A 22524-nucleotide genomic window follows, 5' to 3' on the forward strand; every position below is an offset into this window, starting at 1 on the left:
CCACATATGGATCGGGCTCGACACAAGACATCGATCAGCTCCAAGGCTGCTGCCGAACGCAGGCTTGAGGCCGTGGCCAACCGCTTTTCTGTGGGAGGGGGCTTGCCCCCGATGAAGGCCGGTCAGTGGGTGCATCAGTGACTGACATACCGCCATCGCGGGCAAGCCCCCTCCCACATTTGGATCGGGTACGACACAAGACATCGATCAGCTCCAAGGGCCTTTCTGTGGGAGGGGGCTTGCCCCCGATGAGGGCCGGTCAGTGGGTGCATCAGTGACTGATACACCCTCCCACATTTTGTCGGGATAGACACAAGATCCCGGTCGGCGCCGGGTGCGGGTAAATTTACTGCGCAGGCCGCAACAGCTGCATCTGCTGGCGATAATCATCCGTCACCTGCCGTGCCTGGCTGCTGCTGGTAATCACCCTGGGCGTGATCAACACAATCAATTCGGTGCGGTCCTTGGATTTGCTGGTGTTGCCGAACAACCAGCGCAAGCCGGGGATCTTGCCCAGGTACGGCACGGCACTGACGGAGTCCGCATTGTCCTGTTTGATCAACCCGCCCAACAACACCGTCTGCCCACTCTGCACGGCGACCTGAGTCGACACCGACCGTGTGGAAATACGCGGATTATTCGGCGTGTCATTATTCGACGACGGCTGATCCTGCGCATCACTGACCTGTTGCTGAATATCCATATACACCAGGCCACCCGGATTAATCCGTGGCACCACATCCAGAATCACACCCGTCTGCACATACTCCACACTGCTCAAGGTAGTGTCGGAAGCCCCCGTGTTTACCGTGGTCTGGCTGATAGGAATGTTATCGCCCACCTGAATCTGCGCCGGCTGGTTGTTCATCACCACCAGCGACGGCGCCGACAGCACCTGGGTGCGGCCGTTGGTTTCCAGGGCGTGCAGGGCCACTTGCAGGTTGGAGCTGACGAAGGAATAGAACAACGAATCCGCCGCCCCCAGCCCGGCACCGCCGCCGCCCAACGCGCCCTGGCTGCCGGCGGCGTTCGCCACCGTGGTGCTGGTGGAATTGCCGGCCAGGCGGCCGAGGTACCACTGCACGCCCAGGTCCAGTTCACCGGTGAGTTTGACCTCAAGGATGCGCGTCTCGATCTGCACTTGCAGCGGCGGATTGTCGAGGCGTTTGATCGCCGATTCGATCTCTTTCCACTGCACCGGGCGCGTGCGCACCAGCAGCTGGTTACTGCTTTTTTGCGCGGTGATGCGCGTACCGGCGTCGAGGCTTTTGGCCGGCGCGCCTTCGGTGCTGTCTTGCTCGACAGTGTCCTCGGCTTGTGGCTCCTGCTCCTCATCCTCGGCGGCAGGCTGGTTGTTATTCAGGTTATTGCTCAAGCCGCCAGGCGTGCTGCCGGACGTGCTGTTGGTGCCGGGCGATGACAGGGTCGCGGTGCGCAAACCCGGCGCGACCTTGGCCGGGGCGTCGTCCTTGATCGCGCCGCTGCCGTAGATCTGCCGCAGGTACTTGGCCAGGTCGGTGGCCTTCATGTTGCGCACGTCGTACACATACATCTGCGGCTCGTTGCCGCCGCCTTCGTCGATGGTGTGAATCCAGTCACCGACTTCGCTGAGGTACTGCGGCTGCGACGAGATCGCGACCACCGAGTTGGTGCGCTCGATCGGCAAGAACCGCACCATGCCCGCCAACGGCATGCCACTGTCGGGCCCGAACATTTTTTGCAGCTCGGGCATCAATTCGGCGACGGAGGCGCGTTGCAGGCCGAACACACCCACCGACATGCCCTTGAGCCAGTCCACGTCAAAGGTGTCGATGGTGTCCTGATAGTTGGCCAGCTCCTCCGGGGTACCGGCCAGGCTCAGCACATTGCGCGCCGGGTCAACCAGCAGAAAGGCATTCTCGCGGGCAAACGGTTTGAGCAATTTCTGCATCTCGGTGGCCGAGATATAACGCAGTGGAAACAGTCGCGCCGACAGGCCGTTGGACGGTTGCGCCACGCGCATCTGCGGCACCAGCTTGCCCGCCACCGCCTGGTTGGCCGGCAAAATCACATAGCGGTTACCCTGCTTGATCATGGCGTTGTCGGTCCACGACAACAGGGTTTCGAGAATCGACAGCGCCTGCTCCTTGTTCACCGGCTTGGAGGTGGAAAAGCTGACGTTACCCTTCACCCCCTGGGCAATGCTGTAGTTCTCATGCAGCAGGTCGCCCATCACGCTGTTGATCACCGCCTCGATCGGCTGGTCGGCGAAGTTGAACACGATGTCGCCGCCCGCCTGCGCCTTGCCGGCCGTGGCCGCTGTGGGTTGGCGCACGAACTGCTGATTACCGCGAATCAATTGGCGCTGGGGCGGCGTCTTGGCCTGGGGCTGGCTGCCGGCGACCGGGGCCTGTTCGCTGGCCGGGTCCACGGGCGGGCGTTGCGCGCCGGTGCCCTGCATCGCCTCATGCAACAAGGCCTCGTCCGGGTCCGGATGCTCGGGAAATGTGCCGCAGCCACCGAGGGAAACGGCGGTGGCCAGACAAAACACGGTGGTGCGCAAAGCGCCGGGGAATGTATCGATCAAGGGGCGGACTCGTGAGGAAGGGTAATCGGGGGTGTGGTCGACGGTGGCGGCAGGCGCAGGCCTCGCAGGCTCAGGGTCTGCGTGCGGCCGTCGAGGACAAAGCGGGCTTCGCGGGGTGTCAGGTGTTCCAGGCGCCAGCCGTTGGGCAGGGTCTGGTCCTGGTGGACTTTCAAGGGCGGGCCGTCCGCGCGTTTGAGCAGTGCGACGCGCAGGTCGCCGTCCAGTACGATGCCGGTCAGCGTCAGGCTCGACAGGCTGGAGACGGCGGCTTGGCCAACCGCGCGGTCAGGGCTGCGGTCAGGGCTGAACAGCGGCGCCTGCCAGGTGCCGGCGAGGCTTTCCAGGGTTGCGCTCGGGGCCACCAGTACCTTGGCCGTGGCGTTGGCGCGCGCATCCGGTTCGGGCGCCGGCAACCACTCAGGCGCATCGCCGATGCTGCTGAGGATGCCGACCATCAACAGGCCCAACAGCCCGGCCACGCCGAGCAACAGCCACTCCAGGGGACGCAATGCGTTGATCATCGGCGCACCTGCGCGGCGGAAGCCGGTTGCAGGTAGCCACGCACCAGCAGGTGCACCACCAGTTGACCGGCGCCACCGCCGGCGGGCGCGTTCGGCCCACGGCGGATGCTCATCTCATCGACAAACAGAAACGGGCGCTGGTACTCCAGCTCATGCAGGATCGCGGTCAAGGGTTCGATGGCGCAGTTCAGGGTCAGGCTGACTTTGACTTGGCGGTAGGGTTCGCTGTCGTCCTGCTCGGGGGTGATGGGCATGCGCTGCGTGAGGCTGCAGCCGCCACCGAGGCCGGCGTGGCTGTTGATCAGGTCGGCGATGCGTTGCATCAGGTCCGCCGCCACGGCGCTGGGGTCATCGCCGGGCAGCAGGCTGGTGCTGCTGGCCGGGTCCTGGCGGGCCTCCTCGAGTTGCTGACGCAGGAAATCACCCTGGCGCAATATGCCGGCGTAGCGTTGCTGCTGTTCGCGCAGCTGCTCGGCCTGCTCGCCCATCTCGCGCAAGGGGCCGGCGAACCAGCTGTCGACCAATAGCCAATACGCGGCACCGAGCACCAGGGCCAGGCCGATCAGGGCTGCGCCACGGCGCTCACGGGGTGTCAGTGGTCGGCGCATCGGCGGCCTCCTGGTGCAGGTGGGCGCGCAAGGAAAATTGATCCTTGCCGGTTTGCGCGTCGGGTTGGATCACCCCTTCGAACTGGGCATTTTCCAGGCTGTGGCAGCCCTTGATGCGGGTGATCAGGGCACTGGCCTTGGCGCTTTGTCCGGAGAATGAAACGTCGGCGCCGTCGTTGACTTCCAACTGGTCGATCCAGGTGTCGGACGGCAGGCAGGCGGTCAGTTCGTTGAGCAGCCCGGCCAGCGGCGGCTGGGCAGTCTTGCGGCGAATCAGGTACTGCGCGGCGCCACGGGTATTGAGCAGTTGCTGGCGCAGGGCCTGGATCTGGGCGACCTGGGCTTTTTGCGCGCGCACGCTTTGCTGCATGCTGTCGAGCACGCGCTGGCGGTCGTTGAGCCACAGCAGCATGGCGGCAATCAGCAAGGCGCCGCACAGCCACGGCAGGCTGCGTTGCAGGCCCTTGCCCGCCGGGCGCTGGCGTGGGCGCAGCGGTACCGGCAGCAGGTCGATGCCCATCGGGACGCCCGCCGCGTCCGCCACATCCACTGCGTGTGGCTGCAAGCCGAGGGCGGCGCACTCCGTGAGGATCTGGTCGAGGCGCTCGCGCAGGATCGCCACCAGCGTCACGTGCACGTGGGTCGGAGTGCGCCGCTCCTGGCGCGCGACGAAGTACAACTGCGCCGCATCAAACGGGGTAAAACGGTCCAGTTCATACCCCACCACCGTCGCCAGGTTGCGCGCCGCCGCCGGGGGCAACTGCAAGGCTTGCACCAGCACCGCCGAGGGCGCCAGCAACAGCACCTGGCGCGCCTCGCCGGCCACGGGCGACACGGGCGCGGTCAGCGGCCATGGGTACACATGTTCGGGAATGTCCTGCAGCGACAGCCAGGCCGGCAGGCAGCCACGCAGCTCCTTGAGCCACAGCCGCCAGCCCATTTGCAACAGGCTGCCGCGCCAGCGCTGGGTGATGGGCTCCGTCAGCAGGTGCAGCCGTGCGGATAAGGGTTCGTTCATTCTTGCCAACGTAAGACTCGATAAGGTTGTGCGCTGCCTTGCGCGGGGCTCAATAACACGGTGGCTTGCAACTGGGCGTGGTAGCCGCCGGGGCGTTGCGCGCGGCTGTCGATCACCAGCACCTCACCGGGGTCGGCGCCCACCGCACTCAGGTGCGGCAGGTTCAAGGCGCGGCGCATCAGCGTGCTGGCGAAGGCCGGATCGGGCCGGTCCAGGCCACTCCACAGGCTGATCTCGGGAACCAGCGCGCTGTACAGCGCCTGGGTCATGCCCGGCAATTGCCGCACTTCTTCTATGACCCTGAACGGCGCCAGGCCCTGGTTGCGTCGTACCTCCAGGTCCTTGGCGAGCTGGCCGGCCTGGGCCTGGGTCGCGCCGCAGGCCAGGGCCAGCCGCGCGAAATCGCCGACTTCGGCGCTGTTCAAGTACAACTTGCCGCGCTCACTGCGCAGGCTGACGTGCAACTGTGCATCATCGAACACCAACGGGATTTCACGCCCATCGGCGATCCACTGTTTGCGCTGCAACGGGTCGGCCAGGCCCTGTATCGCCAGCGCCACGCCCGCCTCGGCGGCCAGCACTGCCTGGGTGTGCTGGCGGTGCCACGCCGCCTGGCGGATTTCCAGTTGCACCCAGCCGGCCAGGCCGCCGAGCAGCAGGCTGAGCAACGCCAGCACCCACAGCACCAGCAGCAGCGCGACACCGCGCTGATGCCGGATCATTCGGGGCCCCCACTCGACAGGTTCAAGCGCAGCGCGATCACCTGGGTGACCCAGGGCACCGGCCCGTTGACGCGCGCCGCAATCCGCACCGCCGAGGGCAAACGCTTGGTCCACGGCCACTCGCTGATCCAGCCGGTGGCCTGGCCCTTGGGCGACACGCCGCGATAGCTGAACTGCAGATCTTCAACACCTTTCAATAACACCTGTGGCTCACTGCGCGACGCCGGTACGCTGACCTGCGCTTGAGACTCAAACCGCGCGAACGCCACCTGCAAATCGCGCTGCGCCTCGGCGCCGGTCAACTGCAGGGTGAAGCGCTGGATCCCGCCACCGAGCACGCCCGGCAGGGTCGCGACAAACTGCATGCGCTGTGGGCTGCCGGCGAAAAACCCGTCGGTCTGGCTGTCGTCCTCGGTCACGTCCAGGGGCAGCGCCTCGCTGATCGCCGTGCGCAAAAACTGCTGCGCCGCCCGCATTTCATCCAGGCTGACCGTGTAGCGCTGCGCCTTGAGCACCGCGCGATTGGCCCCCAGCAGCGCGCCACCGACCAGGGTCAGTAATACGCCGAGCAGGCTCAGCACGATCATGATTTCGAGCAGGGTGAAGCCCTGCTGACGGCGCTTCACAAACCGACCCCTGCCGCACGCAGTTTCAAGGTGCTGAAACTGGCGTGGCGCGGCCCCTCGCTGACCGTCAGGTCGAGGCGAAACAACTGCGGCAGGCCGATCCGGGTGGGCTGTTGGGCGATGCGCAGTTGCCAGGCGATGCCGTCCAGATCGCCCTGGCGCACGCCATTGGCCAGGGGACCTGCTGCTTCCTGGTCCATCACGCTGACGGCAGCATGGCTCAGGCGGTCGCTGTGAGCGACGTGCAACAACGAGCGCGCGCTCTGGCCGAAGGCGACCAGCAGCACCGTGCTGCAGATCGCCATGAGCGTCAGCGCGGCGAGCATTTCCAGCAGGGTGAACCCGGCTTGCCGCTTCATGGCAGCGCCCTGGACTGCACGCTGCCGGTCAGCCAGCCAATATCGATGCGCCAGCGCCGGCTGCCATTGGCCAACAACAGGTTGCCGCCGGTGGAACTGCCATCGGGGTAGAACTCCACCGCCGAGCCTGCGTGTTCGGCCGTGTGCAAGCTGACTTGCAGGTCGGCCGGCCAGTGTTTTTTCGGGCGGCCCGGGGCCTGGAAGCTGAGGCTGCGCAAGTCGAACGACGTGCTTTGCGGGGTGCCGCTGACAATCGCCCGCGCCCGCGTACTGCGCAACGCCTCGACCATCTGCCCGACCGCCTGGCGCTCCTTGGCGGCGCGCAGGCCTTGTTGCAGGCCAAAACCCACCAGGCCGGCCGCGATGCTGATCAAGACGATCACCACCAGCATCTCCAGCAAGGTAAAACCACGTTGGGCATTGACCATGGTCAGCCGTTATTCCCAGTTGCCCAGGTCGGCGCTGTAGCCTTCGCCACCGGGCTGGCCGTCCTGACCGTAGAAAATCAGGTCGAACGCGCCGTGCTCACCGGGGAAGCGGTAGCCGAAGGCATGGCCGAACGGGTCCTTGAGGTCCGACGGCTTGGCATACGGACCGGCCCAGCCGGCGCTGTTGCCCGGCTTGTCGACCAGTTGCTGCAGGGACTTGGGCGGCGAGCCGACGTCCAGGCCGTAGCTTTCGATTTTCATGCTCAGGCTGGCCAGTTGCGCCTTGCCCGCGCCGTACTTGCCCTTGTCGACGTTACCGCCGACCTGGCGCACCACGATGGTCGCGACGATGCCCAGCAGCACGATCACGGCGAGCATTTCCAGCAGGGTAAAACCGCCCTGGCGGCGGGCGGGCTTGAATCGGGTATGGCGCATAGGTGTGGATCCTTGAGGGTTCATATATTGCTGGTCAGGCTCATCAGCGGCAGCATGATCGCGAGCATGATCACCGCCACCAGCACCGCCATGACCACGGTCAGCGACGGCACCAGCGCGGCGAGCAGGCGGTCGATGCCGCGCTTGGCTTCAACGTCGAACACATCGGCGACCTTGAGCAGCATGCTGTCGAGTTCGCCGGCCTGTTCGCCGACTTCAATCATTTGCAGCGCCAGGTCGGGCAGCAGCGGCTGCGCGCCGAAGGCACTGGCCAGGGTGCCGCCGCCCTTGACGGATTCGGCGGCCTGGGCGACTTGCGCTTGCAGCGCGCGGTTGGTGCAGACCTGCCGGGCGATCACCAGCGCCTGCAGCAGCGCCACACCGTTGCTCAGCAAGGTGCCGAGGGTGCGCGTCAACCGCGCCGCTTCGACCCGTTGCAGCAGCGGGCCGATCACGCGGAGGCCAAGCACGCGCCGGTCATAGCGTTCACGGCGCTGCGGGTCGCGCAGGCGTGCGGCCAGCGCCCAGATCGTGACGATCAACCCGGCGAAAACCGCCAGGCCATAGGCCCCGAGAAACTGGCCGAGCCCGAGGATCACTTCGGTGATCAACGGAATGGGCACGCCCAGATCCTTGAAGATCGGCACGAACTGCGGCACCACGTAGGCCAGCAGCAGCGCCAGCGAGCCGAGTACGCCGACCACCAGAAAGGCCGGGTAGATCAGCGCGTTGATCACCTCGCCGCGCAGTAATTGGCTGCGCTCCAGGTAGTCACTGAGCTGGCGCAGGGTGTTTTCCAGGGCGCCGCCCGCCTCGCCCGCGCGCACCATGCTCAGGTACAGCGGCGAGAACTGGCGGCCCTCTTCCTCCAGCGCTTTGGATAACGGCTGGCCGGCCTTGACCTGTTCGCGGATACGCTCGATGAGTGCACGGGTCTGCGGCTGGCCAGGTTGCTTGAGCAGGATGCCCAGCGAGCGCTCCAGCGGCTGGCCGGCGCCCAGCAGGGTGGCCAGTTGCTGGGTGAAACTGACCAGCGCCGCGCCGCTCAACTGACCACGGCCAAGGGCATTGCGCAGCCCCTGGGCACCGGCGACGTCAACCTGCAACACCAGCAGGCCGCGCTTGTGCAACAGGGCGACGGCGGCGTCGTGGTCCTTGGCCTCAAGCGTGCCGTGTTGCGCGGCGCCCTGGCTGTCGAGGGCGCGGTATTTGAACAGGCTCACGTGCCCTCCCCTCGGGTCACACGCAATACTTCTTCCAACGACGTCACGCCGGCGACGGCCTGGCGCAGGCCCTCTTCATGCAAGGTGCGCAGGCCGCCACGGCGCGCTGCGGCTTCCAGGGTGGCGGCATCGGCCTGGCGCATCAGCAGGCTGCGCAGTTCTTCATTCATCACCAGCAGCTCGGTGATTGCACTGCGGCCGTGGTAACCACCGCCCGGCGTGTCGGCGCGGGGCCGATAAAGCATGATCGGGCGCTCATCGGTAAAGCGGTCCAGGCCATGCTCGGCGATCAGCTCGGGCGGTGCTTCGAAGGCTTCACGGGTGGCCGGGTCGAGGCGGCGCACCAGGCGCTGGGCCAGGATGCCGTTGACGGTCGAGGCAATCAGGTAGCTTTCGACGCCCATGTCGAGCAGCCGCGTGATACTCGCCGCCGCACTGTTGGTGTGCAACGTGGACAGCACCAAATGCCCGGTCAGCGACGATTGAATAGCGATGCGGCAGGTTTCCAGGTCGCGGATTTCGCCGATCATGATCACGTCCGGGTCCTGACGCACGATGGAGCGCAGCGCGCCCGCAAAGTCCAGGCCAATGGCCGGCTTGACCTGAATCTGGTTGATGCCTTCCAGTTGATATTCGACCGGGTCTTCAACCGTGATGATCTTGCGCTCGGCGGTGTTGAGCCGTGACAGCGCGGTGTACAGGGTGGTGGTCTTGCCCGAGCCGGTCGGGCCGGTGACCAGCAGAATCCCGTGGGGCCGTTCCAGCACTTCGAGGAAGGTTTCCAGGCGCTGGCCATCAAAACCCAGGCTCTGGAAATCGAACTGCACGGTCTGCCGATCAAGCAAACGCATCACCACCGACTCGCCAAAGCTGGTGGGCACCGTGGACACCCGCAGGTCGAGTTCCTTGCCCTGGATGCGCAGCATGATCCGGCCGTCCTGGGGCAGGCGCCGCTCGGCGATGTCCAGGCGCGCCATGATTTTCACCCGCGAAATCACCGCGGCGGATGAGCTCGACGGTGGCGCCTCGGCCTCGTGCAGCACGCCGTCGATGCGGTAGCGCACCTTGAGCTGGTTTTCGAAGGGTTCGATATGGATGTCCGAGGCGCGATGTTCCACCGCGCGCTGCAGGATCAGGTTGACGAGGCGAATCACCGGCGCCTCGGAGGCCATGTCCTTGAGGTGTTCGATGTCTTCCAGCGCGCCGCTGTGCTCGTCGAGATTTTCGATCAGCGTGCCCATGGCCGAGCGGCCCTGGCCGTAGTAGCGCTCGATCAGGGTTTCGACCTCGTTGCGCGGGCCGACCGCCAGCCACACCGGCACGCCGCAGGCATAGGTCAGGGCCTGGAACGGGTAGACCAGCGACGGGTTGGCCGCCAGCACGCGCAGGCCACCCTGGCTCCAGCCCACGGGCACCACCTGGTAGTGGCGCATAAAGCGCTCGGTCAGGCTCGGTAGCGGGTCAAGCAAAGGTGGCGCGGCGTCGGCCAGCAGCAGCGGCGCGCCGAGCAAGTCGGCCCAGGCGCGGGCCAGTTCGACTTCGGAGACCAGCCCCAGGCGGGTCAGCAGGCCAAGTAATTCAGAGTCGCCGCCTTCCTGGGACAGGCGACGGGCGCGCTCCAGGTCCACGGTTTTCAACCCGGCCTGTTGCATCAGCCACGCGCAGACCTGTTCGGTATCCGGGACGTGCATCTGGCAGGCATCGATGGGCGTTGAGGGACTGAGCATGGGTAAAAATCTGAGGGGCTGTAAAAACCTCCTGTAGGAGCGAGCTTGCTCGCGAAGAACGTCAACGATGACGCGGACATTCTGGATGAGCGCGGTGTCCTTGAGTGCTTCGCGAGCAAGCTCGCTCCTACAGGGTCAGGCTTACTTGGTTGGGGTGGCCGTTGTATTCAACGGTCGGCCACCCTTGGTGGTTTCGGCTTTCTGCTTTTTCGCCGCCTTGGCGTCGTGGGTCTGGGTCAGCACGGTGGAATCGGTAGCACCCGACGTCGCATCGGCGTCGGTTGATTCAGCGGCCATGGCCGCGCCACTCAGTGCAACGCCCAGCACGAGGCCGGCACCCAACAGGGACATTTTCATAAAGATTCTCCAGTTCAAAAACAGCGGACAGCTCAAGTGGCGCCTTGAATTCGATCAAGACCCTACACCAAAGCGTTGTGTATGACAGCTTGTATAAAACATGGCCTTTTAGAACTACCGGGCAACGCCACTAGTTTGCCATGCCGCCATATATTTTCTTAAACCAATCGACTGGTAGGTTTATGCTTAGTTCCGAAAGGTAAGGAAATATTTCTTATTTAACGCAAAAATTAGCTTTTGTTTGACTTATAACCGCAAGAATTGCCTTAATTATGCCGTTTTAGCGGTTCAAAACGCCATCGCGTGATGCCACTTAGACACTACCCACAATAACAACTCATACAATTATTAAACTTTTAATACTGCGGAACCTGCCAAGTAGTCGCAATTAGCCATCGGTTAAACATTGCGCTCAAGGCGGACTATTGCCCGTAAAAAAGTGACGAGCGCGCTGTGTAAAACGCGCGTTTTGGCGCCCTATTTCAATAAACAGTTGTCGGAGAATTCCATGAACAAACGCAAGATGATCGGTGCGCAGTCGGCATTTGCCCTGCTGGCACTGGCCGTGTCCCAGGTGCATGCGGCCACCAGCCCGGCCCTGGATGAGGGCCGGGTGAGCCGCGCAGAAAAGGCCGCGGATAAAACCCTGGCGAAGATGACCATGGAAGAGAAACTCGCCTACATCGGCGGCACTGGCGGTTGGGACGTCAAGCCGTTGACCCAATACGGCATCCCGCAGATCCACGGTGCCGACGGCGGTGTCGGCGTGCGCTACACCAGTGAAGGCAACGCCCAGGGCGTGGTGTACCCGTCCGGGCCGAACCTGGCAGCCAGCTGGAACCCGCGTCGCGCCATCGACCTGGGCCGTGCCCTGGGCTACGACACCGCCAGCGGCGGTTATCAGTTCGTCACCGGCCCCGGCGTCAACCTGTACCGCATGCCGTACAGCGGCCGTGCGTTCGAGTATCTGTCGGGTGAAGACCCCTTCCTCGGCGCCAGCCTGGGGCCGGCCGTGATCAACGGGATCCAGTCGCGCGGCGTGTGGGCCAACGCCAAGCATTTCGCCGCCAATGACCAGGAAAGCAACCGCTTCCATCTCAACGAAACCATCAGCGAGCGCGTGCTGCGCGAGATGACCCTGCCGCCTTTCGAGTCCGCCTCGAAGAACAGCAAAGTCGCGATGATGATGTGTGCATTCCAGAAGGTGAACGGCGAGTTCGCGTGCCAGAACAAGCACCTGATGCGCGACATCCTGAAAACCGAATGGGGCTATCCGGGCTTCGTCCAGAGCGACTACAACGCCGTGGTCGACGGTTTGCCGGCGGCACAGGCCGGTACTGACCTGGACATGATGGGCTACCAGATGAACAGCACCGTCCTCAAGCCTTACCTGGACAGTGGTGAGCTGAGCAGCGCGACCATCGATGACAAGGTTCGCCGCATCCTCAAGCAGATCTACCTGTACAAGTTCGACAGCAAAGCCCCGCTGACCAGCCACAACATGAACAGCGCCACCAGCAACCGCACGGCGCTCAATGCCGCGCGCGAAGGCATCGTGCTGCTGAAAAACCAGAACAGCCTGCTGCCGCTGGACGCGAAGAAGGTCAAGCGCATCGCCGTGGTCGGCACCCTGGCCAAGTACGCGCCGCCTACCGGTTTCGGCAGCGCCAACGTGATGGCCGCCAACTACATCAGCGAGCTGAGCGGCTTGCAGCAACTGGCGCCAGGCGCCAAGGTCGAGTTCATCGACGGGCTGTCGCTGGACCCGGCCACCTCCAGCTGGACCCATGCCGACAGCAACGGCAATAGCGTCAAAGGCCTGAAGACCGAGTTCTTCAGCAACACCAACTGGTCCGGTGACCCGGCTGCCACCCGCACTGACACCCACGTCAACCTCGACTGGTCCACCGACAGCCTGCCAGTCAATGGCGACACTGCCGCCACGTCGATTCGCTACAGCGGCCAGATCACCCCGACCGTCAGCGGCGAACAGGTGTTCAAGGTCCGCGCCGACGGTGCGGTACGCCTGTACGTCAACGGCAAGAAAGTGCTCGACAATGGCGACGGCAAGCCGCTGCCGAACAACAGCATTCCGCCGACCATCCCGGTGTTCGCCAAGGTCAACCTTGAAGCCGGCAAACCGGTCGACATCAAGCTCGAATACTCGCGCCGCAACGGCTACCTCTCCACCATGGGCGGCCTGGTTGGCGTGCAGATGAGCTGGGCATCGCTGGTTGCGCCACAGGACCTGGCCCAGTACGACGCCGTACTGGTGGCAGCCGGCAACAGCAATGAATACGAGGGCGAAGGCTTCGACCACAGCTTCGACCTGCCGGAATACCAGAACCTGCTGATCCAGAGCATCGCCAAGGTCAACCCGAACACCGTGGTCACCCTGCACGGCGGCACCGGCTTGAAGATGAGCGACTGGATCGACCAGGTGCCGGCCGCACTGCACGCCTTCTACCCTGGGCAGAACGGCGGCCAGGCCCTGGCGGAGATCCTGCTGGGCAAGGTCAACCCGTCGGCCAAGCTGCCGATCAGTATCGAACGCAACATCGAAGACAACCCGATCTACGCGACTTTCCCCAAGTTCGACAATCAGGAAACCCTGAGCGAGATGAGCTACAAGGACGACCTGTTCCTGGGCTATCGCGGCTACGAGAAGAAGGGCATCAAGCCGCTGTATCCGTTCGGTTATGGCTTGTCGTACACCACCTTCGGCTACAGCAACATCAGCGTCAGCCCTGGCGTCGCCGTGGCCGGTGCGCCGATCAAGGTGTCGTTCGATCTGGCCAACACCGGCAAGGTCGCCGGCGCCGAAGTGGCCGAGCTGTACGTGGGCCAGAACAACCCGAAAGTCGAACGCGCGATCAAGGAACTCAAGGGCTACAAGAAAGTGTTCCTCAAGCCTGGCCAGAGCAAGCGCGTGACCATCGAGCTCAACGACCGCTCGCTGGCCTACTACGATGTGGCCAGCAAGCAGTGGGTGGTGGATGCCGACAGCTTCAACCTGTCGGTGGGCGCTTCGTCCCAGGACATCCGCCTGAACGCCAAGCTGGTCAACCCGTTCCGCCAGGAACTGTCGACCACCACCAGCAACCCGCTGCCGCGTTCGGCGCTGAACTCGACGTTGCGTGAATCGACGGTGAAGACCGGCGGCGTACTGCATCAAAATGAAGGGGACAGCGGCACCAGCGACGGTGATGGCTATGACATGAGCGATGACAGCAGCCAGGGCAGTGCCACCGGCAACTGATCACTGTGGGAGGGGGCTTGCTCCCGATGGCGGTGGTTCAGTCGACACTTGTATCGACTGAATCACTGCTATCGGGCATATCTACACAACACTGTAGCGCGCCCCCCCTAACCACGATGCGCAGCGAGCCGCTCTTGATCTGGCTTTTGATCTTGATCTAGGGCGCCCCGTTAAACCACGCTGGCCGAACGCAGGCTTGAATCCGTGGGCAACCCGGCAGGACGCCGGGTTAGCCGCCCCGCGCCATGGATGGCGCGTGGCGGCGGCCCACGGATTCAAGCCTGCGTTCGGGCACACCGAGCCTAAGCGAGGTGCCGAGTGGTGGGGCAAGAGCGTTTTGCTTACTTTTGCGCTTTTCAAAAGTGAGCCGCCGTAAGGGCGGAACCCACAGCAGCCGTGACCGCAGCAACGGATATGTACTCGGTCTAATCCAGCATCCTGGTCGGCCCAGAGGCCGCCATCGGGGGCAAGTCGAATCGTCGCACCGCCCCTCCCACATTTGGACCGGGATCGACACAAAATCCCGGTCGGCCCCGCGGCCGCCATCGGAGGCAAGTCGAATCGTCGCACCGCCCCTCCCACATTTGGACCGGGATCGACACCAAAATCCCGGCCAGCCAGAGGCCGCCATCGGGAGCAAGTCGAATCGTCGCACCGCCCCTCCCACATGTTGACTGCGTCGACTCAGGCCCTAATGGCCGCTTCGACCCGCGCAATGTAGGCATCGAACCGCGCCACCAGGTCCACCTGCTCCGGAAAGCGCAGCCACTGGATCTGCAGGCCATCCATCATGGCCAAAATTTCTTCCACCAGCCCGGCAATGTCCACATCACTGCGCACCTCCCCCGCTGCCACCAGGTCGGCAAACTGCCCCTGCAGTCGTCGCTGGATCCCCGCATAGCGCGCCTGGAACCAGCCCCACGCCGGTTGCGTATCAAGCAGACTTTCCGCATTCAAAATGGTAAATGCGCGCACCACACCAGGCGCGGTGGCATTCGAGCGGTTGATCGCGCGCAGGCTGCCAAGCAACCCGCTCAACGACTTCTCGGCGCGTACTTCATCGGCTATCCGTTGGTTGACTTCGTCGCGGCGTTGCAGCACGCCCATCAACAACGAGATCTTGCTGGGAAAGTGATGCAGCAGGCCAGCCACGGAAATACCGACAATCGCCGCCACCTGGGCCACGGAGGCGCCGCTGTAGCCCTCTAGGGAGAACACCTGCAAGGCCGCGTCCAGCAGCTCTTCGCGGCGTTTTTCACCCTTGGGTGCGCGGCGGGTTTTAGGGGCAGGTTCAGTCATGGGAACGTCCTTGTGGGCAGGCTTGCACCCTATCCAAATTGCCCCTGGGCCGCAAATAAAGCTCAGGCGCTTTCGCGTTCGATCAGGCGGCAGTCCAACAGGTTCAAGCGCTGTACCTCATCCACCACCGGCAGTACGCCAAGGCTTTCCAGTATCCGCGTGGCCGCCAGCACACCGATGTCCAACGCCGGCGGCTTGATGGTGCTCAGGCTCGGCAACAGCATTTCAGCAAACGGGTAATCGCCGAAACCGAGTACCGCGCAGTCCTGGGGGATGTTCAACCCGGCACGCTGCCCTGCCAGCAAGCCGCCGGCGGCCAGGTTGTCATTGGCGAAGAAGATCGCGTCGGGCGGTGTGGCATGGCTCATCAGGCTCTCCATCGCCTGCTTGCCCGCCTCAAAGGGCGCGCGATCGGCGTCGGGAGCGAAGACCCAGGGCTGCACGCCCAGTTCGGTCAGGGTCGCGGCGAACCCCTCGCCCCGCTCGCGGGCGCTCAGGTCCCCCGCGGCGCTGTTGTGCACGAAAGCAATGCGTCGGTAGCCCTTGGCGTGCAGGTACCGCGCGGCCGTCACGCCGACTTCATAGTGGGAAAAACCGATCTGCAACGGCTTGCGCTCGGGCACGTAGTCCCAGGTTTCCACCACGGGGATGTCGGCATCGGCGATCATCTTTTCGGTGCTCGCACTGTGAAAACGGCTGGTCAGCACCAACGCCGCCGGCGACCAGCCGAGAAAGGCACGCACCGCACTTTCTTCCTGCTCGGCGCTGAAATAACTGGACGCCAGCAACAGCTGGTAGCCATGCCGGCTGAGGGTATCGCTGAAACCCTGGAGGGTATTGGCGAAGATCGGCCCCGAGATGTTCGGGATCACCATGGCCACGATCCGGCCTCGCGCGGAAGCCAGACCGCCAGCCACCAGGTTCGGCACATAACCCAGCTCGGCCACCACCTCGGCAATCCGCTCGCGGCGTTCGGGTGAGACCTGCTCCGGCTGGTTGAAGTAACGCGACACGGTGATCGCCGACACCCCGGCCTGACGGGCCACAGTGTTCAAGGTAACGCGCCCGGCGCCACGGCGTTTGCGCGGTTTGTCTTCGCTCACGGGAGGATCCTGCTTAAACCTGAAAGGAATATAGGACTAATTTTTTAGTATTTGACGCTCTAAACCAGACCTACCAATAATGCCGATGTTAGCGCTAACAACGCGCATTGTCTGCTACTCGCTCGAGCGAATGCCCAAGACATCCACACAGGCGCTGGCGGTCGCAGAACCGCAGCGGACCAGGGCACTTTTCGAGCGGGCATCGCATGCACATTTTTCCACGGCACACCCATTTATTGCTTCTGGCTGGCCTGAGCGCCCTTCCCGTCCCCGGCGCTTTTGCCGGCGACGAACCGGAACTCACGCTCAAAGCCGTTACCGTCACCGCGACCCGGCGTGAAGCGTCGCTGCAGAAAGTCCCGGTGGCGGTCTCGGTGCTCGACGGCGAACAACTGGAACGCGACAACCGCAATGGCGTGGCGAGCATTGCGCAGCAAGTGCCGTCGCTGAATTTCCGCACCGGCGCTTCGAACAAGGACACCTCGTTGTTCGTGCGCGGCGTGGGCACCATTTCCACCTCCCCCGGCGTCGAACCGACGGTGGCCACGGTCATCGACGGCGTGGTGTACGCCCGCCCCGGCCAGGCCACCCTCGACCTGCTGGACCTGGAGCGCATCGAAGTGTTGCGCGGCCCGCAAGGCACATTGTTCGGCAAAAATGCCTCGGCCGGGGTGCTGAATATCACCAGCAAGGCGCCGACTGAGCAGACCCATGGTTTTATCGACCAGTCGTTCTACAGCGGCAACGAAAGCCGCACCCGCTTCGGTATCGGCGGCAGCCTGGTGCCGGAGGTGCTCAAGGGTTCGATCAGTACCTTGTTCGGCAGCTACGACGGCAACGTCGATAACCGCCACAATGGCCAGGAGGTCAACGGTTACAACCACAAGGGCATTCGCGGCAAGCTGGAATTCACGCCCGATGACGACGTGAAGCTGACCCTGATCGCCGACTACATGCAGTCCCACGATGACGCACCCAATGGCGTGGTCAGCCAGTCCCTGAGCCCGGCGTTCGGCAACGCGTTGAGCCCGGTGCGCGCCTCCAGTGACAACCGCGACATCAACACCGATACCCGCAGCCATGTGCAAGACACCAACAAGGGCCTGTCGGCCCAACTGGACTGGAACCTGGGCGACTACACCCTGACGTCGATCACCGCCTGGCGCGGCTGGGACAACACCCAGTATCAGGACGGCGACCGCCTCGGCACGGTCAGCGCCGCCTTCCCCGGCACCGCCGACAAGGGCGACCTGGCGTTCGACCAATACTCCCAGGAACTGCGCCTGGCCTCCCCCAAGGGCGAGTTCCTCGAGTACGTCGGTGGCCTGTTCTACATGCATGGCAAGGACGAGGAAACCTACCGGCGCACCCTCACCACGACTACGCGCGTCGACCGTGGCATCGCCGACTACAGCACCACCAGCGACAGCTACGCGGCGTTCGGCGAGACCACCCTCAACTTCACCTCGCGCTTTCGCGGTATCGCCGGGTTGCGCTATACCCATGACGATTTGAAGTACGACCACCGTCGTGTGTCCACATCGGCCAGCACCGTCAGCGGCATTCAACCGGCCACCGCAAGTTCGGGCTCGGTGGACGAGGACGGGTGGTCCGGCCGCCTCGGTGTGCAGTACGACCTGAGCGACAGCGTCACCAGCTACCTGACTTACTCGCGTGGCTACAAAGGCCCGGCGTACAACGTGTTCTTCAACATGCAGCCGCGTGACACCGAGGCGTTAAAACCGGAAACCTCCAACACCTGGGAAGCCGGGATCAAGGCCAGCGCGTGGAACAACCGCCTGACCACCAACCTGGCGGTGTTCCACAGCGACTACGACAATTACCAGGCCAACTTTTTCGACACCGTCGCAGGCCAAGTGGTGACGCGCCTGATCAACGCCGGCAGCGTCAGCACCGAAGGGGTCGAGCTCGATTACGCGCTGCAGGCCACCCAGCAACTCAAGCTCTCCGGCGCCCTGGCCTATACCCGTGCGCGCATCGACCAATTCGCCTGCCCGCCGGGCGCGGCGGCCACCTGCAACGTGAATGGCAAACCCCTGCCGTACAGCCCGGACTGGAAAAGCTACGTGCGCGCCGACTACAGCATCCCCCTGGATAACGGCCTGGATATCGAACTGGGCACCGACTACAGCTGGCAGAGCGAAGTGCAGTACGACATCAGCCAGAACCTGGACACCCAGCAAGGCGCGTATGGCATCTGGAACGCCAGCGTGGCCCTGGCCGACTACACCCATGGCTGGCGCGTGGCGCTGCTGGCGAAGAACCTGGCCGACAAGTCTTACTCACCGCTGCTGGCCAGCGGCGGCAACTACATCTACCGCGCCGTGCCCCGTGACGATGAACGTTACGTCGGCGTGCAACTGCGCAAGGATTTCTAGCATGAGCCGTCAACTCAAACTCGGCGCGTTCCTGATGGCCACCGGGCACCATGTGGCCGCGTGGCGCCACCCGGATGTGCCGGCCAATGCCGGGCTGGATTTCGCCCACTACAAGCACCTGGCACAGGTAGCGGAAGCGGCGAAGTTCGACGCCCTGTTCGTGGCCGACAGCATTGCCGCCGCCACCGGTGAGGTCGCCAGCCGGATGGCGCGGTCGGATCATTTCGAACCGCTCACCCTGCTCTCGGCGCTCAGCGCCGTGACCGAGCATATCGGCCTGATCGCCACCGCCACCACCAGCTACAACGAGCCCTATCACGTGGCGCGCAAATTCGCCTCGCTGGATCACCTGTCCGGCGGCCGCGCAGGCTGGAACCTGGTGACCTCGGACAACGCCGCCGAAGCGCTGAACTTCGGCCGCGATGAGCATCTGGTCCATGCCGAACGCTACCGCCGCGCGCGCGAGTTTCATCAGGTGGTGACGGGGCTGTGGGACAGCTGGGACGACGACGCCTTCGTGCGCGACAAGGCCGGCGGGCGCTATTACGACCCGCTCAAATGCCATGTACTGGACCATGTGGGCGAGCATTTCCGGGTCAAAGGCCCGCTGAACGTGGCGCGCTCCCCCCAGGGCCAGCCGGTGATCGTGCAGGCCGGCTCTTCGGAAACCGGCCGTGAACTGGCGGCGCAAACCGCCGAGGTGGTGTTTACCGCGCAGACCTCATTGGCCAATGCCCAGGCGTTTTACCGCGACCTCAAGGGGCGTATGGGCCGCTATGGGCGCGAGGCGGACTCGCTGAAAATCATGCCGGGCGTGTTGGTAGTGGTCGGGCAGACCGAGGCCGAGGCCCGGGCGAAATTCGACACGTTTCAGGAACTGGTCGAGCCCCAGGTGGGTGTGGCGTTGCTGGGACGCATGCTGGGTAATTTCGACCTGTCCGGCTACCCGCTGGATGGACCGCTGCCGGCGCTGCCCTTGACCGACAGCGGGCAACGCAGCCGCCAGCACCTGTTGAGCGAGCTGGCCCATCGTGAACAGCTGACACTGGCGCAACTGGGGCGGCGGATTGCCGGCGGACGCGGTCACTACAGCCTGATCGGCACGCCGGAGCAGATTGCCGATGAGCTGCAGCACTGGTTCGAAAACGGCGCGGCGGATGGTTTCAATATCCTGGTGCCGCACCTGCCAGGCGGGCTGGAGGACGTGGCCCGTTGGGTGGTGCCGGAACTGCAACGGCGCGGTGTGTTTCGTCGCGAATACAGCGGCACCACACTGCGGGAAAACCTCGGTTTGGCGCGGCCGCAAAACCGTTTTCTTTAAGACCGATGCCCAGGCTGGCCAAGATCCAAATGTGGGAGGGGGCTTGCCCCCGATGGCTTTCTGTCAGATATATATTTTCTGGCTGACACACCGCCATCGGGGGCAAGCCCCCTCCCACAGGTTGATGTGTGTTTACATGCCTCAGAAATCGACAGTGGCCGACAACAGGTAGGTACGCGGTGTCGACAGGGTCAATCCCGGCTCGCTGTCATCCGAGGCGCCGGCCGAACTCCAGTAGCGCTTGTCGGCGACGTTCTCCACATTGGCGCGCAGGGTGATGTGCTTGTCATCGACCTTGAACGCGTAACGCGCGCCCACGTCGATGCGGTTCCAGGCGTCGATCTGCTTGACGTTGGACTGGTCCAGGTACTGAGAGCTGGAGTAAATGCCGCGACTGGTCAGGGTCAGGCCTTCCAGCGTCGGCACGTCCCATTCGGCGCCCAGGTTCACGTTGTACTTGGGCGTGGCGGGCGCGCGATTGCCGTCGAACGTACCGTTGGTGGTGTGGGTCAATTCGCTGTCGATGACCATCACCCCGCCGAGCAGGCGGAACCCCTTCAGCGGTTCGCCGAACACGCTCAATTCCATCCCAGTGTTCTGGCGCTTGCCGTTGGGGCCGAACACCCGCGAGGTGGCGTTGGTCTCATACGCCGGTTGCCTGATACGGAACACCGCGGCGGTCACGGCAAAGGCACCGGCGTCGTACTTGGCGCCCGCTTCGATCTGGCGGCTGACGAAGGGCGGGAAGATTTCGTCCTCGTTGATCGAGGTGGACGGTGCGACCTTGCCCTGGCTCAGACCTTCCATATAGTTGGCGTACAACGACAGCTTGTCGGTGGCCTTGAACAGCACGCCGCCCGAGGGCGAGATTTTTTCTTCATCGTAGGCGGTGGCGCCTTTGACGTTGTCGGTCCAGTCATCCACCTGCACCCGCTGCCAGCGCGCGCCAAGGGTCAACAGCAAGCGGTCGTCGAAAAAGCCCAGGGTGTCGGACAAGGCCACGCCGCTGAAGGTGTTTTCGGTATAGACCTTGGAATCAAAGCGCGTCGGCCGCGAGGGCACCCGGGTCTGGACCGGGTTGTAGAGATTGCTCGGCGCCGCCGCATACCGCGCGCCGCCGTTTTCAAAGTCCATGTAGAAGTAGCTGGCCGCCAGGTTGATTTCATGACTGACCGGCCCGGTGTGGAACCAGCTGCGCACGCCGGCAGTGGCGGTGCGCACGTTCTCATCGCGGGTAAAATCACGTGGCAGCACGCTGAAATCCCCGGCGTTATTGGTGACCGACACTGCGTGGCGCAGGAAGTCATGGTTGCTCTTGCGTGCGCCTACCCCGCCGTACAGCATCACACTGTCACTGAGGTCGAACTCGCCGTTGACCGTGCCAAAGGTGTCGTTGGTGCTGGCCTTGCTCCAGGACTGCGCGTAGTTGCGTCGCACGTCATTGGCGCTCGGCACCCTGGCATTGGCGCCGACCTGCACACGCTCCTGGGGCGCGTCGGTGTCACGTTCGGTACGGCCGATATCGGTGGAAAGGCGCAGGCGCTCGCCGCGAAAGTCCAGGCCGAGCACCGCCATTTCACGATCGACCGACTGATGGTCCCACTCTGTGTCCCCGGCCTGCTTCACCCCGTTGAAACGGATGCCGAATTTGTTGTCCTCGCCAAACCGACGCCCGATATCCACTGCGCCACCGGCCTGGCTGTCGGAAGCCCAACTGCCGGTGAACGAATTGATGTCCTTGTCGGTAGCCCGCTTGGGCACCACGTTGATCCCGCCGCCGACACTGCCGCGTGGGGAGATGCCATTGATCAACTGCGTCGGGCCCTTGACGATATCGACGCGGTCGGCCATTTCCATGTCGATGGTGTAAGTCGGCAACACACCGTACAGGCCGTTGTAGGCCACATCGCTGTTGAACAGGCTGAACCCACGGATGGTGAACTGCTCATAACGCCCACCGGCCGGGTTGGTGGCGCGCACCGAAGGGTCGCTGGCGATCAGATCGCCGAGGGTGCGCGCCTGCTGGTTCTTCACCGCATCGGCGGTGTAGGTGGTCATACTGAACGGCGTTTCCATGAAGTCCCGCGCACCCAGCAGCCCTTGCGAACCACGACGCGCCACCTGACCACCGGCATAGGTGTCGCCGTCGGCCAGCCCCGTGGTGCCCACGATCGACGTCGGCGCCAATTGCAGGCTCGCGCCCTCCGGCACCGCCACCAGCACATACGCCTGCTCCCCCATCGGTTGCAATTGCAGGCCGGAGCCTTGCAGTAACCGCGCGAAGCCTTCCTCCACGGCATAATCGCCGGACAGGCCACTGCTGCTGCGGCCGTTGACCAACGCCGGATCGACCGACAGGTTGACCCCCGCCAGCCCGGCGAAACGCGTCAGCGCCGCGCTCAAACTGCCGGCGGGTACCTGGTAGCTGCGACGGGCGCCGGCGTCTTCGGCGTAACTGACCGGGATGAACAGCGGGCTGGTGCTGAGGCTGAGCATCAGGCTCAGTTTCAGTAAGGGACGCAAGGACAGGTTGGGGACTGCGGGCATGGGAAG

General features: G+C 64.0%; 18 protein-coding genes. 3 read left to right on the plus strand and 15 right to left on the minus strand.

Translation table 11 applies throughout. From position 1 onward, the window contains the following. Positions 1-346: 346 nt before the first annotated feature. From gspD to BFQ00_RS15620, 12 genes are all read right to left on the minus strand, one after another. Positions 347-2566 carry a type II secretion system secretin GspD gene (gspD, locus tag BFQ00_RS15565; protein ID WP_065934027.1) on the minus strand — a complete coding sequence of 740 codons (2220 nt, stop codon included), beginning with the start codon at positions 2564-2566 and terminating at the stop codon, positions 347-349. Further along, positions 2563-3087, minus strand: a complete 525-nt coding sequence (locus BFQ00_RS15570) for a general secretion pathway protein GspN (RefSeq protein WP_065887213.1) — start codon at positions 3085-3087, stop codon at positions 2563-2565. Before BFQ00_RS15570 ends, gspD begins: the two co-directional genes overlap by 4 nt. Continuing rightward, positions 3084-3695, minus strand: a complete 612-nt coding sequence (gspM, locus tag BFQ00_RS15575; RefSeq protein WP_065934028.1) for a type II secretion system protein GspM — start codon at positions 3693-3695, stop codon at positions 3084-3086. Before gspM ends, BFQ00_RS15570 begins: the two co-directional genes overlap by 4 nt. After that, entirely contained in the window at positions 3670-4713 is a 1044-nt protein-coding gene (locus BFQ00_RS15580; protein ID WP_065934029.1) for a PilN domain-containing protein, read from the minus strand. The genes gspM and BFQ00_RS15580 overlap by 26 nt, the downstream gene beginning before the upstream one ends. Further along, positions 4710-5435 (minus strand): general secretion pathway protein GspK, encoded by a 726-nt coding sequence (locus BFQ00_RS15585; protein WP_065934030.1) that lies wholly within the window; start codon positions 5433-5435, stop codon positions 4710-4712. Before BFQ00_RS15585 ends, BFQ00_RS15580 begins: the two co-directional genes overlap by 4 nt. Further along, positions 5432-6061 (minus strand): prepilin-type N-terminal cleavage/methylation domain-containing protein, encoded by a 630-nt coding sequence (locus tag BFQ00_RS15590; RefSeq protein ID WP_065934031.1) that lies wholly within the window; start codon positions 6059-6061, stop codon positions 5432-5434. Before BFQ00_RS15590 ends, BFQ00_RS15585 begins: the two co-directional genes overlap by 4 nt. Continuing rightward, positions 6058-6420 carry a type II secretion system protein gene (locus tag BFQ00_RS15595; RefSeq protein ID WP_065934032.1) on the minus strand — a complete coding sequence of 121 codons (363 nt, stop codon included), beginning with the start codon at positions 6418-6420 and terminating at the stop codon, positions 6058-6060. The genes BFQ00_RS15590 and BFQ00_RS15595 overlap by 4 nt, the downstream gene beginning before the upstream one ends. Continuing rightward, a complete protein-coding gene (locus BFQ00_RS15600) occupies positions 6417-6848 on the minus strand; it encodes a type II secretion system protein (protein ID WP_065934033.1) in 432 nt (143 codons plus the stop codon). Before BFQ00_RS15600 ends, BFQ00_RS15595 begins: the two co-directional genes overlap by 4 nt. Positions 6849-6857: 9 nt before the next feature. Then, positions 6858-7283, minus strand: a complete 426-nt coding sequence (gene gspG / locus BFQ00_RS15605; RefSeq protein WP_027607415.1) for a type II secretion system major pseudopilin GspG — start codon at positions 7281-7283, stop codon at positions 6858-6860. A 20-nt stretch (positions 7284-7303) separates the two neighbouring features. After that, positions 7304-8506 (minus strand): type II secretion system inner membrane protein GspF, encoded by a 1203-nt coding sequence (gspF, locus tag BFQ00_RS15610; protein ID WP_065934035.1) that lies wholly within the window; start codon positions 8504-8506, stop codon positions 7304-7306. Beyond that, on the minus strand, positions 8503-10197 hold the full coding sequence (gspE, locus tag BFQ00_RS15615; protein ID WP_065934068.1) for a type II secretion system ATPase GspE: 1695 nt from the start codon (positions 10195-10197) through the stop codon (positions 8503-8505). Before gspE ends, gspF begins: the two co-directional genes overlap by 4 nt. 177 nt (positions 10198-10374) lie before the next feature. Further along, entirely contained in the window at positions 10375-10590 is a 216-nt protein-coding gene (locus tag BFQ00_RS15620) for a hypothetical protein (RefSeq protein ID WP_065892505.1), read from the minus strand. Between the two features lie 508 nt (positions 10591-11098). Here BFQ00_RS15620 and BFQ00_RS15625 point away from each other — a divergent pair. Beyond that, positions 11099-13849, plus strand: coding sequence for a beta-glucosidase (locus tag BFQ00_RS15625; RefSeq protein ID WP_065934036.1), 2751 nt, complete (start codon positions 11099-11101; stop codon positions 13847-13849). Positions 13850-14533: 684 nt separating this feature from the next. Here BFQ00_RS15625 and BFQ00_RS15630 read toward each other — a convergent pair. Both BFQ00_RS15630 and BFQ00_RS15635 read right to left on the minus strand, forming a co-directional pair. Continuing rightward, positions 14534-15148 (minus strand): TetR/AcrR family transcriptional regulator, encoded by a 615-nt coding sequence (locus tag BFQ00_RS15630; RefSeq protein WP_065934037.1) that lies wholly within the window; start codon positions 15146-15148, stop codon positions 14534-14536. A 62-nt stretch (positions 15149-15210) separates the two neighbouring features. After that, complete coding sequence (locus BFQ00_RS15635) at positions 15211-16251, minus strand: LacI family DNA-binding transcriptional regulator (RefSeq protein WP_065934038.1); 1041 nt, start codon at positions 16249-16251, stop codon at positions 15211-15213. A gap of 206 nt (positions 16252-16457) precedes the next feature. Here BFQ00_RS15635 and BFQ00_RS15640 point away from each other — a divergent pair, with 206 nt between their 5' ends. Further along, complete coding sequence (locus tag BFQ00_RS15640) at positions 16458-18650, plus strand: TonB-dependent receptor (protein ID WP_065934039.1); 2193 nt, start codon at positions 16458-16460, stop codon at positions 18648-18650. A 1-nt stretch (position 18651) separates the two neighbouring features. Then, entirely contained in the window at positions 18652-19971 is a 1320-nt protein-coding gene (locus tag BFQ00_RS15645; RefSeq protein WP_065934040.1) for an LLM class flavin-dependent oxidoreductase, read from the plus strand. Positions 19972-20112: 141 nt separating this feature from the next. Here BFQ00_RS15645 and BFQ00_RS15650 read toward each other — a convergent pair whose 3' ends face one another. After that, a complete protein-coding gene (locus BFQ00_RS15650; protein WP_065934041.1) occupies positions 20113-22518 on the minus strand; it encodes a TonB-dependent receptor in 2406 nt (801 codons plus the stop codon). Between the last annotated feature and the right edge of the window lie 6 nt (positions 22519-22524).

Source organism: Pseudomonas sp. 28 E 9, from assembly GCF_900004785.1.
Lineage (GTDB): Bacteria > Pseudomonadota > Gammaproteobacteria > Pseudomonadales > Pseudomonadaceae > Aquipseudomonas > Aquipseudomonas orientalis_A.